We start from the raw sequence: 11,909 nt of genomic DNA on the forward strand, positions 1-11,909 counted from the left end.
ATCGGCCAGGACGTTCGTCCGGCCCCGGTCCCCGCCTCCATCCGAATCCCCGATCCCGCGTGCCGTGATGCTGCCGGCCGACGGGATCGACCCCGAGAGCAGCTGCGATCAACCGGAGGTTTGCCATGACGGAGACTCTGCTCGGCCCCGCCCTCGACGCCGACGACTACAAGCGGGCCCTCGCGGTGCACGCGGCGGGAGTCGTCGTGATCACCGCGCGGAGCGGAGGAGTGCCCGTGGGGCTGACCGCCACCTCGTTCTCCTCGGTCAGCCTCGACCCGCCTCTCGTCTCCTTCTACGTGGACCAGGCGTCCACCACCTGGCCGTCCCTCCGTGAGGCGGACCACTTCGCCGTCAACGTCCTCGCCAGCGACCAGGCCGACCTCGCCGCCCGCTTCGCGCGCAAGGGCGTCGATCGGTTCGCCGAGCCCACCCGGTGGCGCCCGGGACCGCTCGGCGCGCCGCTGCTCGAAGACGTCTCCGCCCACCTGGTCTGCCTGCCGTACGAGAGGGTCGGCGTGGGCGACCACGTCCTCGTCGTGGGCCTGGTCACCCGGGCCGAGGTGCGCGCGCCGGGACGTCCGCTGCTGTATCACCAGGGCCGCTTCGGCCGTTTCATCGCCCACCCGTGACCCCGCTTCCGCTCCGTGCCGAGCACCGTCTCCCCGACTTGGAGGACCGTCCGTTGACCACCCGCACGCCCAGTGAGAACGCGCATCCCGCGGCTCCGCGCACCGGACCCGCCCGTCACACCGCCGACGCGCGGCACGAGGGGGTGACGTCGTGAGCTCCGTCGTGGCGCTGGTCGGCAACCCGCGGGGCGGCTCGCGAACCCACCTCGCGGCGGTGGCGGCGGCCGAGGCGCTGGGGCGCCGGATCGGGCACGACGCGCCGCCCGAGGTCGTGGACCTGTCCGCGATCGGCCCGCACCTGTTCACCCCCGCCCCCTCGCCCACGGTGGAGGTCGCGCTGGAGCTGGCCGCCGGAGCGCAGGTGCTCGTCGTGGCCAGCCCCACCTACAAGGCCACCTACACCGGCCTGCTCAAGGCGTTCCTCGACCGCCTTCCGGGCGGCGCGCTGACCGGAACGGTGGCGCTGCCGCTGCTGGTCATGGGCGCCCCCCGGCACGCCCTGGCCGTCGAGCTGCACCTGCGGCCCCTGCTGATCGAGCTGGGCGCGCTCGTGCCCAGCCCGGGCCTGGCGCTGCTCGAGGCCGAGATCCCCGACCTCGACCGGATCCTGTCCGACTGGCTGGATCGCGTCGCCCCGCAGGTGACCGCGGCGGTGCGGCAGCCGCACCCCGGCGGTCTCGTCTAGAACCACCGGCAGAGAACCACCGAAAGGCTCGTCCTCAGATGTCGCGAAAAATCCGATTATCCGCCGCCGCGTTCGTCTCCCTGTCGCTCGCCCTGACGGCCTGCGGCACGAGCGGCGGGGAAACCGCGGCGGCCAAGGCCCCCGGTGGGCCGGTCAAGGGTGGCACGCTCACCTTCGGCGTCAACACCGAACCCTCCACCTGCCTCGACCCGCACCAGAGCCCCGCCGACGTGGCCGGCCTGTTCACCCGGCCCGTGCTCGACTCGCTGGTGTCACTGGACACCGAGGGGCGGATCCACCCCTGGCTGGCCACCAAGTGGACGGTCTCGCCGGACCAGAAGACCTACACGTTCACCCTGCGTGAGGGCGTGAAGTTCTCCGACGGCACGCCCTTCGACGCGGCGGCGGTCAAGGCCAACCTGGACCACATCGTCGCTCCCGCGACCAAGTCCCAGCTCGCGGCGGGCTACATCGAGCCGTACGAGGGCAGCGAGGTCGTCGGCCCGCACACGGTGAAGGTCAGTTTCAGCAGGCCCTACTCGCCGTTCCTGTCCGCACTGGCCACGGCCTACTTCGGCATGGAGTCGCCGCGGTCGCTCGAGCAGCCGCAGGACGCGCTGTGCAAGAAGGTCGTCGGTTCCGGGCCGTTCGTCATCGACGAGTACGTCGTGCAGAAGGGCATCACCTATCACCGCAACCCCGGCTACGACTGGGCGCCGGAGGGCGCGGCGCACACCGGGGCGGCGTACCTGGACAAGCTGGAGATCAAGGTAATCACCGAGGACTCCGTCCGGCTCGGCGCGCTGACCAGCGGGCAGGTCGACGCGATCGCCAGCGTGCCGCCGGTCAACGTCAAGCAGGTGCAGGCCGACCCCCGGCTGACGATCACTACTCGGCAGGCGCCGGGCGGCAACTACAACTACTACCCGAACACCACGTCCGGGCCGTTCGCCGACAAGCGGGTCCGGCAGGCGTTCCGCGACGGCATCGACTTCGCGACGATCGTGCAGAACCTCTACTTCGGCGCGTTCCAGCCCGCCGCGGGCCCCATCTCTCCCGCGACCGACGGGTACGACAAGACCCTCGAAGGGAAGGCGAAGTACGACCCCGCGACGGCGAACCGGCTGCTCGACGAGGCCGGATGGTCGGCGCGGGACGCCGAGGGCTACCGCACCAAGGACGGCAAGCGGCTGACGATCCGCTGGGGATTCCTCAAAGAGTTCGCCCGCGAACAGCGCGACACGCTGGCCGAGCATATCCAGGCAGAGGCGAAGAAGGTCGGCTTCGACGTCCAGTTCGTCGCCGGCACCGTCAACGAATGGCTGGAGAGGTACCCCAAGGGCGACTACGACCTGATCGACTTCAGCTGGCAGCGCGCCGACGGCGACACCCTGCGCAACCTGTTCGACACCTCCGCCATCCCCACCGCCGCCAAGTTCGGGCAGAACGCGGCCCGCCTGTCGGACAAGGAGATCGACGGCTGGCTGAGCGACGCGCTGGACACGACCGACCAGGCCGAGCGGGCCGAGCTGTACGCCAAGGTGCAGCAGCGGGTCACCGACGAGGCCGCGGTCTTCCCGGTATACGTGTTCAACTACCTGCTTGGGGCGGGCAAGAAGGCGCACGGCATCGGCTGGGAGCCGCAGGCGTACCCGACCTTCTACGACGCCTGGGTCGAGCAGGCATGACCGCCGTCGCCGTCGCGGCCCCCCGGGCGCGGGCCCGGTGGGTCCGCCCGGTGCTGGTGCGGCTGGGCACGTCCGTGCTGGTGCTGTGGGGCGCGGTGACGGTCGCCTTCGCCGGGCTCCACCTCACGCCGGGCAACGTCGTCGACCTGCTGATCGGCGCCAACACCGTCACGCCCGAGGTCCGCGCGCGGCTCGTCGCCGACTACGGGCTCGACCGGCCGCTGCTCGTCCAGTACGTCACCTACCTGGGCCGGGTGCTCCACGGCGACCTGGGCCAGTCGTACCAGCTGCACCAGCCGGTCGCCTCGGCGATCGGCGCGCAGATCGGCGCGTCCGTCCAGCTCATGCTCGCCTCGTTCGCGCTGGCGGTCGTGGTCGCGGTCACGGTCGCCGTGCTGACCGCCGGGCGCCGGTGGGCGCGGGCGGTGTTCTCCGGCATCGAGCTGGTCGGAATCTCCATTCCGTCGTTCTGGGCCGGGATCCTGCTGCTCACGGTCTTCTCGTTCGGGCTCGGGCTCTTCCCGGCCACCGGCGGAGAGGGACTGGAGAGCCTGGTCCTGCCGTCCGTCGCGATGGCGATCCCGGTCATCGCGACGCTCAGCCAGGTGCTGCGCGAGGGCCTGGAGCTCACGCTGGAGGAGCCGTTCGTGCTCACCGCGCGCTCGCGCGGCATGTCCGACCTGGGCGTGCGGCTGCGGCACGCGCTCCGGCACGCGCTGCTGCCGACGGTCACGCTGGCCGGATGGATGGTCAGCTACCTGTTCGGCGGCGCCGTGATCACCGAGTCGGTCTTCTCCCGGCAGGGCATCGGGCGGCTGACCCTCACCGCCGTAACCAACAAGGACCTGCCGGTCGTGATGGGCGTGGTCCTGATCGCCTCGCTGCTCTACGTCGTCGTCAACATCCTGCTCGACCTGCTCTACCTGGCCATCGACCCGCGACTGCGAGGTGCCTGAGTGACCGCCTCCACCATCGCCACCACGGGCCCCGGCGTCACCGTCGTCGGGCGCGGGCGGCGGCGCGTCCCGCGCGCCGGCGTCTGGGCGGCCGCCGCGTTCCTGCTGGTCGTGGCGGTGATCGTGATCGCGCCCGGCCTGGTCGCGCACGGCTCGCCCGACCTCACCGACGCCCTCGCCGCGCTCCGGCCCCCGGACGGCGAGCACCTGCTCGGCACCGACGCCAACGGGCGCGACATCTTCACCCGGATCGTGTACGGGGCGCGGCCGTCGGTGCTGGCCGGGCTGGCCGCCACCGCGCTCGCGGTCGCCGGCGGCACCCTCGTCGGGCTCCTGGCGGCGCTCGGCGGGCGGGTGCTCGACGAGGTCGCCATGCGCGTGGTGGACGTCCTGCTCTCGCTGCCGGGGCTGCTGCTGGCCCTGCTGGTCATCGCCGTCGTCGGGCCGGGGACGCTCAACGCGGTCTTCGCCATCGCCGCCTACACGCTGCCCGGCTATGCCCGCCTGGTCCGCGCGCAGACCATGGTCATCCGCCGGTCCGGGTACGTCGAGGCGGCCGTCTCGCTCGGCCTGACCAGGGCGAGGATCATCGCGCGGCACGTGCTGCCCAACGCGTTCGCGCCGCTGCTGGTGCTGGCCACGATCGAGGTCGGCACCGCGCTGGTCGCGGCGTCCTCGCTGAGCTTCCTCGGCCTCGGTCCCCGGCCGCCCGCCGCGGAATGGGGAGCGATGCTCTCGGCCGGGCGCGACTACTTCTCCGTCGCCTGGTGGGCCGCGGTCTTCCCCGGGCTGGCCATCACGCTCACCGTCCTGTCCGTCACGGTCGTCGGCCGCCACCTGCAGCGGCGCGTCGAAGGGAGACTGTCGTGACCACTCAGTGGGCCGACCCGGTCGTCGAGGTGTCCGACCTGCGGGTCTCGTTCGGCCCCGTCCAGGCGGTCCGGTCGATCTCCTTCACGGTTAGCCCGGGAGAGTGCGTCGCCATCGTGGGGGAGTCCGGCTCGGGCAAGAGCGTCACCGCCCGCACGCTGATAGGGCTGACCGGCGCCGGCGCCGACATCACCGCGCGGTCGCTCGTCGTGGCAGGCCGCGACGTGTCCTCGTACGGCGAGCGGCAGTGGCGTACGCTGCGGGGCGGCCGGGTCGGCTACGTCCTGCAGGACGCGCTGGTCTCGCTCGACCCGCTGCGCCCGGTCGGCAAGGAGATCGCCGAGACCCTGCGGCTCCACCGGGTCGTGCCGCGTGCCGGCGTGCGGCGGCGCGTGGTGGAGCTGCTGCGCGAGGTGGGCGTGCCGGAGCCGGAGCTGCGCGCCGCGCAGTACCCCCACCAGCTCTCCGGCGGGCTGCGCCAGCGGGCGCTGATCGCCTCCGCGGTCGCCTGCGCGCCCCCGCTGCTGATCGCCGACGAGCCGACCACCGCTCTGGACGTGACCGTGCAGGCGCAGATCCTGCGGCTGCTGGCCGAGCGCCGGCGGGCCGGGGCCGGGCTGCTGCTGATCAGCCACGACCTCGCGGTGGTGGCCGAGCTGGCCGACCGCGTGCTGGTCATGAAGGACGGCGAGGTCGTCGAGGAGGGGCCCACGCGGGACGTGCTCGGCGACGCGCGGCACGCCTACACCCGGAGGCTGCTGGCCGCGGTGCCCTCCGAGCACGGCAGGGGCACCCGGCTGACCGTCCCCGGGGACGGCTCAGCCCCCGCTCCCGCTTCGCTCCCTGCTCCCGCTCCGCTCCCCGCGGCCCGGCCCGGCGAGGTGGTGATCAGGGCGTCCGGCCTGGCCAAGTCGTTCACCGGGCCGGACGGGCTGCCCCGCGCGGCCGTGGACGACGTGTCGTTCGAGCTGCGGGCGGGGGAGACCCTCGGGCTGGTGGGCGAGTCGGGATCGGGCAAGACCACGACCGCGCGCCTGGTGCTGGGGCTGCTGGAGCCGGACGCGGGCGAGGTGGAGATCACCGGCAGGTCCTGGAGCGGGCTGGGCTCCGCCGAGCGCCGCGCGCTGCGGCGGCGCGTCCAGGTCGTCTACCAGGACCCGCTGAGCTCGTTCGACCCCCGGTTCACCGTGCGGCGGATCCTCGACGAGGCGCTCGCCGCCGGTGGCGAGCCGCGCCGGACCCGGCGGGACCGCACGGCCGAGCTGCTCGCGCAGGTCGGCCTGGACACTTCGGTCCTCGACCGCAGGCCGCTGCGGCTGTCCGGCGGGCAGCGGCAGCGGGTGGCGATCGCGCGGGCGCTGGCCCCCCGGCCCCAGGTGATCGTCTGCGACGAGCCGGTCTCCGCGCTCGACGTGTCGATCCAGGCCCAGGTGCTCGACCTGCTCGCCGACCTCCAGGCCGAACTCGGCGTGGCCTGCCTGTTCATCTCCCACGACCTCGGGGTGATCCACCACGTCAGCGATCGGGTGCTGGTGATGAAGGACGGCCGGGTGGTCGAGTCCGGCGACGTCCGTCAGGTCTTCGCCCAGCCGCGCGCGCCGTACACACGTGAGCTGCTGGCCGCGATCCCGCGGCTGCCGCACCACCGCCCGCGCGACCGGGAGGCCGTCGCATGACGTACGACGTGGCGATCGTCGGGGCCGGGGTGCACGGCACGGCCGCGGCCTTCCACCTGGCCAGGCGCGGCGTGTCCGTGGCCGTGTTCGACAAGGGGCCGGTCGCGGGCGGCCCCACCGGTCGGTCGGGCGGCATCTGCCGGGCCTACTACACCGATCCCTTCCTGGCGGAGACGGCGCGGGACGGCATCGCGTTCCTCGCCCGGTTCGAGGAGCACACCGGCGGGCACCAGTCCGGCTTCCGCCGGACCGGCGCGCTCTACCTGCACGGCCCCGGCGACGTGGCCTCGGCCGCCGAGACCGCCGCGCGGCTCGGCTCGCTCGGCGTCGCCGGCGAGCTGGTCGCCGCGGACGCGCTGCCCGCCCGGCTGCCCCACCTGAGCCTGGACGGCGTCGCCGTCGCGGTCTGGGAGGCCGACGCCGGCTACGCGGACCCGTACGCGACGACGACCGGGCTGGCCGCGGCCGCGCGGCGCCACGGCGCGGTGTTCCACACTCACAGGCCGGCCGTCGCGCTCGCCGAGGAGAGCCGCGGGGCGGCGGTGACCACGTCCGACGGCGCGGTGCACCGGGCCGGACGGCTGCTCGTGGCCGCCGGGCCGTGGACCGCGCCGCTGCTGTGGCCGCTCGGCGTGTACCTGCCGCTGACCGTGGAACGCCACGTCGTCGCCGTGTCCGAGCACGACCCCGCCGACGGCGCCGAGATCGTGCCGCACGTCCTGATCGACGTTCCCGGCGGGTACTACACGACCCCGCAGCCCCGCACCCAGTACCTCACCGGCGGGGTCGTCCCGGCCTCCGCCGCCGACCCCGACGACTTCCCCGGCCCGCTCGCCGGCGAGCTGAACCGGCTCGCCGAGGCCTCCGCCGCCCGCTCCGCGGCGCGCCGCCGCGCCAGGGTGGCCGGCGGCTGGGCCTCGCTGTACGACGTGAGCCCCGACTGGCAGCCGGTCGCCGGCCGGGTCGGCGAGCACCTGTTCGTCGACGCGGGCACCAGCGGGCACGGCTTCAAGCTCGCGCCCGCCTGGGGCGACCACGTCGCCCGGCTGCTCCTGGACGACCCCGATCCCCGCCTCGCCGCCTTCGGGCCCGGCCGCTTCGCGACCGGCGGCGAACTGCCCGCCGGGTTCGGCACCGCCCGGATCCTCGGCTGACCCGGCTGACCATCGGCCGACCATCCGGCCCACCACCGCAAGGAGACCTCATGACCACCCAGGCGCCCGCGTACGCGAGTCCCGCCGACGTCGCCGCCCACGGCCCGTACGGGCCGGGCAGGACCGACCGGCCGGGGTCCCTCTACCCCTTCACGGGGCGGATCACCGCCGACGGCTCCGGCGGCCACCCCGCCGAGCCCGGCCGCTACCACCTCTACGCGTCGTACACGTGCCCGTGGGCGCAGCGCGCCGCCATCGTGCGCGACCTGGCCGGGCTGCGGGACGTCGTGTCGGTGTCCTACGTCGACGACGACCGCGACGCGCGCGGCTGGGCGTTCCGGGAGCGGCGCGGGCCCGATCCGGTGAACGGCTTCACGCTCCTCGCCGAGGCGTACGACGCCACCGAGCCCGGCTATCCCGGTCACATCTCGGTGCCGGTGCTGTGGGACCGGCGGACGAACCGGATCGTCAGCAACGACTTCGCCCGGATCCCCGCCGACCTCGGCACCGCGTTCGCCGAGTGGGCCACCGTGGACCTCTACCCCGGGGACCTGCGCGAGGAGATCGAGGCGCTGGACGAGGAGATCGCACGCGACCTCAGCCAGGGCGTGCACCTTGTCGCCAGGGCCGCGACCCAGGAGGAGTACGAGCGGCGGCGCGCCGGGGTGGCCGCCGCGCTGGACCGCCTCGACGCCCGCCTGGCCGGCCGGCGGTATCTGTTCGGGGACCGCCTCACCGAGTCCGACGTGCAGCTCTGGGTGGTCCTGGTCAGATACGACCTGCTGCACAATCCGCTCGCCGGGATCACCGAACGCCCGCTGACCGCCTACCCCCACCTCTGGGCGTACGCCCGCGACCTCTACCGGATCCCCGCCTTCCGCGAGACCACCGACTTCGCCGCGTTCCGGCTCACCGCCAGGCCCGCCTACCTCGGCGACGGGCCGGTGCGGATCGCGGTCGAGCCGCACGAGGCCGACTGGGACGAGCCGCACGGACGCGAGGCGCTCGCGGGGGAGCACGCGTGACAAAGGTGTCCTGGGGGGTCACCCTCCCGCTGCCGGGACTCGGGCTGCACCGGCACAGGGAGATCGTCGAGGCTCTGCCCTCGCTGGGATACCGCGATGTGTGGACCGGCGAGGGCGGTGGCTACGACGGTCTCACCGCGCTGACCGCCGCGCTCGCCTGGTCGCCGGGGCTGCGGGCGGGCACCGGGGTGCTGCCCGCCCAGACCCGGGGCCCCGGCGTGCTCGCCCAGACCGCCGCCTCGATGGCCGAGCTGGGCCAGGCCGAGGTGCTGCTCGGCATCGGCTCGTCGGTGCCCGCCCATGTCACGGCGCTCAACGGCCGCCCGCACAGCCGGCCGTACGCGCACGTGCGCGACCTGCTGCGGTTCCTCCGCAGGGCCTTCGACGGCGAGCACGTCACCGAGACGTACGAGACCTTCTCGATCGACTTCGGGCTCCGGTGGCGTCCCGCGGTGCGGCCGAAGGTCATCGTCGGCGCGCTGCGGCCCGGCATGTTGAAGCTCGCCTTCGCCGAGGGAGACGGCGCGATCACCAACGTGCTGGCCGCCCACGAGGTGCCGAGGATCGTCGAGGCCGCGGGCCCGCCCGGCGAAGGGCAGGAACTCGTCGTCAAGATCTTCGTGACGCCGACCGAGGACGCCGGGCACGCCAGGGTCGCAGGGCGGGCCTTCCTCGGCTGGATACTCAACCAGCCGCCCTACCGCGCGTTCCACGACTGGCTCGGCCGGGGAGAGGCGCTGGCCGCGTCGCGGGCGGCGTGGGACGCGGGGGACCGGCGGGGGGCGGCCGAGGCGCTGCCGGACTCGGTGGTGGACGAGCTGTGGGTGCACGGCTCGCCGGAGGAGTGCCGTGCCCACATCGCCCGGTACGTCCACCCCGGTGTCACCGCGGTCGAACTCCACGTCACCCAGACCCCGGAGTTGCGGGCGGCCCCGCACACCCTGCCGGACGTGCTGAAGGCCCTGCGGGGGAACTAGCGCGGCCCGGCCGGGCCGGCGCCGCTGACGCGGCGCCGGCCTTTCGCGCTGGTGACGACGCCCGTCAGACGCCGGCGTCCGCCCACGCCTCCGCGAGCAGGTCCTGCGACCGGACGCGGTCGGCGTGGTCGTGCGCGATCGTGGTGACGAGGAGTTCGTCGGCCCCGGTCGCCTCCTTGAGCACCCGCAGCCCCTCCACCACCTTCTCGGGCGTGCCCGCGAACCGGGTGTCCAGCCGGTCCGCGACGAGGGCCCTGTCGTCCTCGGTCCACTCGTGCGCGGACGCCTCCTCCGGAGAGGGGTACTTCATCGCCCCCGCGCCGGTGCGGATGCTCCTCACCCACAGCCCGTACGGCTCGCCGATTCGGCGGGCCTCCTCCTCGGTGGGGGCGACCAGTACGTCGGCGGACACCATGACGTGCGGCGCGGGATACGCCTGCGAGGGCTTGAACGCGTCGCGGTAGGCGTCCACCGCCTCCAGCACGGTGGCCGGGCTCACGTGGTAGTTCGCCGCGAACGGCAGCCCGCGCTCGGCCGCGACCTGGGCGCTCTGGCCGCCGCTGCTGCCCAGGACCCACAGCTCCAGGTCGGCGCCCTCCCCGGGCTGGGCGTGCGCCTCGTGGCCGTCGTCCGAGCGGTAGCTCCCGGACAGGAACGCGACGATGTCGTCGACCTGTTCGGCGAAGTCGGGGCTCTGGGCTCCCGGCTGCTGCAGCAGCGCGAGCGCCAGCGCGAAGAGCGGCGCCTGCGTGACGGCCGGGGTGAACGAGAACGGCGGCGGGATCAGCAGGCCCTTGACCGTACGCGCCGCCGCGGGGGCGGCCGGCTCGGGCGGCGCCTCCCGCAACTCGCGCGCACGCTGCCCGGAGCGGCCGATGCCCAGGTCGATGCGGCCGGGATACAGGGCGTCGAGCGTGCCGAACTGCTCCACGACGGTCAGCGGGGTCTGGTGACCGAGCTGGACCGCGCCGGAGCCGACCCGGATCCGCCGGGTGGCGGCGGCCACCGCCCCGATGAGCACCGCCGGCGCGGAGCTCGCCACGCCGGGGGTGAGGTGGTGCTCGGCCAGCCAGTAGCGGTGGTATCCGGCGTCCTCCGCCCGCCGGGCGAGGTCGACGGTGTTGCGCAGGGCGTCCCCGGCGGTGCCGCCGGACGGGATGGGGGCGAGGTCGAGGATGGACAGGCGGGTCATGACGGACCTCCGGTGGGGAACGGCCTGCTGGGGATCTCCTTGCGCAGGACGGGAGCGATGTCGCTCTGGAACAGTTCGAGCGACGCCCGGTGCTGCGCGCCGGTCAGCCCGTCGGCCTCCGCCGACACGTGCATCACCTCGTGGCCCAGGCGTTCGTGGTAGCGGTGCACCTTGTCGATGATCTGCTGGGGGCTGCCGACGAGGATCGAGCCGCGCTCGATGGCGTCCTCCAGCGTGGGGAACACCGGGTCGAGCCCCTGCTCGCGCAGGAACGCCACCCGGGCGTCGAAGATCGGCCGGTAGGTCTCGACGGCGTCCTGCGATCTCGGCGTGGCGTAGTAGCCGGCGCTGCCCGCCCCGACCAGGGCGTCGGCAGGGTCGTGGCCGTGGTGCTCCCACCGCTCCCGGTAGTAGGCGACCAGCTCCGCGTACGGTTCGACGGGGTTGGTCACGTTCGCGGAGAACAGGGGATCGCCGTAGCGGGCGGCGAGCTCCACCGATTCCTTGCTGGTGGCGCTGCCGTGCCAGATCCGGATGGGCCGCTGCAGCGGCCGGGGGAGCACCTCGGCGTCGGTCAGGGACGGGCGGAAGCGGCCCGACCAGGTCACCCTGTCCTCCCGCCAGAGCCGCCGGAACAGCTCGTAACCCTCGCGGTTGCGGTCCCACTGGTCCTGGTCGGTCACGTGGAACAGCTGCGCCTGGGCGGCGCCGTTGCCCTTGCCGATGATCAGCTCCAGGCGTCCGCCGGACAGGTGGTCCAGGGTCGAGTAGTCCTCGAACGCGCGGACCGGGTCGAGCAGGCTCAGCGTGGTCACCGCGGTGAACAGCCTGATCGTGCTGGTGTGCGCCGCGATGTGGCTCAGCACCACGGGCGGGGCCGAGGACAGGAACGGCCGCTCGTGCCGCTCGCCGAAGGCGAACCCGTCGAAGCCCAGCTCCTCGGCGACGACGGCGGCGGCCACGATGTCGCGGAACCGCTCGGTGACCGGTTTCAGCTCACCGGTCAGCGGGTGGGGCAGATGGAATCCGAGTGTCATCGCGAGGAACTTCACGA

The 11,909-nt window shown here is 73.8% G+C and carries 11 protein-coding genes; 9 read left to right on the plus strand and 2 right to left on the minus strand.

Going from position 1 to position 11,909, the window contains the following annotated elements; all coding sequences use genetic code 11:
- Positions 1–125: 125 nt before the first annotated feature.
- From ACWEQG_RS32870 to ACWEQG_RS32910, 9 genes are all read left to right on the plus strand, one after another.
- On the plus strand, positions 126–632 hold the full coding sequence (locus ACWEQG_RS32870; RefSeq protein ID WP_363474156.1) for a flavin reductase family protein: 507 nt from the start codon (positions 126–128) through the stop codon (positions 630–632).
- 151 nt (positions 633–783) lie between these two features.
- Positions 784–1,317 (plus strand): NADPH-dependent FMN reductase, encoded by a 534-nt coding sequence (locus ACWEQG_RS32875; RefSeq protein WP_452290735.1) that lies wholly within the window; start codon positions 784–786, stop codon positions 1,315–1,317.
- Positions 1,318–1,355: 38 nt separating this feature from the next.
- The gene (locus ACWEQG_RS32880) at positions 1,356–3,005 is read left to right on the plus strand and encodes an ABC transporter substrate-binding protein (protein ID WP_452290737.1); all 1,650 of its coding nucleotides are present in this window, start codon (positions 1,356–1,358) and stop codon (positions 3,003–3,005) included.
- Positions 3,002–3,961, plus strand: a complete 960-nt coding sequence (locus ACWEQG_RS32885) for an ABC transporter permease (RefSeq protein ID WP_452290739.1) — start codon at positions 3,002–3,004, stop codon at positions 3,959–3,961. The genes ACWEQG_RS32880 and ACWEQG_RS32885 overlap by 4 nt, the downstream gene beginning before the upstream one ends.
- The gene (locus ACWEQG_RS32890) at positions 3,962–4,831 is read left to right on the plus strand and encodes an ABC transporter permease (protein ID WP_452290741.1); all 870 of its coding nucleotides are present in this window, start codon (positions 3,962–3,964) and stop codon (positions 4,829–4,831) included.
- On the plus strand, positions 4,828–6,507 hold the full coding sequence (locus tag ACWEQG_RS32895) for a dipeptide ABC transporter ATP-binding protein (protein WP_452290743.1): 1,680 nt from the start codon (positions 4,828–4,830) through the stop codon (positions 6,505–6,507). The genes ACWEQG_RS32890 and ACWEQG_RS32895 overlap by 4 nt, the downstream gene beginning before the upstream one ends.
- Positions 6,504–7,661, plus strand: a complete 1,158-nt coding sequence (locus tag ACWEQG_RS32900) for an NAD(P)/FAD-dependent oxidoreductase (protein ID WP_452290745.1) — start codon at positions 6,504–6,506, stop codon at positions 7,659–7,661. The genes ACWEQG_RS32895 and ACWEQG_RS32900 overlap by 4 nt, the downstream gene beginning before the upstream one ends.
- 50 nt (positions 7,662–7,711) lie before the next feature.
- A complete protein-coding gene (locus ACWEQG_RS32905) occupies positions 7,712–8,686 on the plus strand; it encodes a glutathione S-transferase C-terminal domain-containing protein (RefSeq protein ID WP_452290747.1) in 975 nt (324 codons plus the stop codon).
- Positions 8,683–9,663 carry an LLM class F420-dependent oxidoreductase gene (locus ACWEQG_RS32910; RefSeq protein WP_452290749.1) on the plus strand — a complete coding sequence of 327 codons (981 nt, stop codon included), beginning with the start codon at positions 8,683–8,685 and terminating at the stop codon, positions 9,661–9,663. Before ACWEQG_RS32905 ends, ACWEQG_RS32910 begins: the two co-directional genes overlap by 4 nt.
- A 64-nt stretch (positions 9,664–9,727) precedes the next feature.
- Here ACWEQG_RS32910 and ACWEQG_RS32915 read toward each other — a convergent pair whose 3' ends face one another.
- On the minus strand, positions 9,728–10,855 hold the full coding sequence (locus ACWEQG_RS32915; RefSeq protein ID WP_452290751.1) for an LLM class flavin-dependent oxidoreductase: 1,128 nt from the start codon (positions 10,853–10,855) through the stop codon (positions 9,728–9,730).
- The gene (locus ACWEQG_RS32920) at positions 10,852–11,907 is read right to left on the minus strand and encodes an LLM class flavin-dependent oxidoreductase (protein WP_452290753.1); all 1,056 of its coding nucleotides are present in this window, start codon (positions 11,905–11,907) and stop codon (positions 10,852–10,854) included. The genes ACWEQG_RS32915 and ACWEQG_RS32920 overlap by 4 nt, the downstream gene beginning before the upstream one ends.
- Positions 11,908–11,909: the final 2 nt, after the last annotated feature.

The sequence above is a fragment of the Microbispora sp. NPDC004025 genome (assembly GCF_053604425.1).

Coding starts and splice junctions, on each gene's coding strand:
- ACWEQG_RS32870 (WP_363474156.1), top strand. CDS start 126: ATGACGGAGACTCTGCTCGGCCCCGCCCTCGACGCCGACGACTACAAG.
- ACWEQG_RS32880 (WP_452290737.1), top strand. CDS start 1,356: ATGTCGCGAAAAATCCGATTATCCGCCGCCGCGTTCGTCTCCCTGTCG.
- ACWEQG_RS32885 (WP_452290739.1), top strand. CDS start 3,002: ATGACCGCCGTCGCCGTCGCGGCCCCCCGGGCGCGGGCCCGGTGGGTC.
- ACWEQG_RS32900 (WP_452290745.1), top strand. CDS start 6,504: ATGACGTACGACGTGGCGATCGTCGGGGCCGGGGTGCACGGCACGGCC.
- ACWEQG_RS32905 (WP_452290747.1), top strand. CDS start 7,712: ATGACCACCCAGGCGCCCGCGTACGCGAGTCCCGCCGACGTCGCCGCC.
- ACWEQG_RS32915 (WP_452290751.1), bottom strand. CDS start 10,855: ATGACCCGCCTGTCCATCCTCGACCTCGCCCCCATCCCGTCCGGCGGC.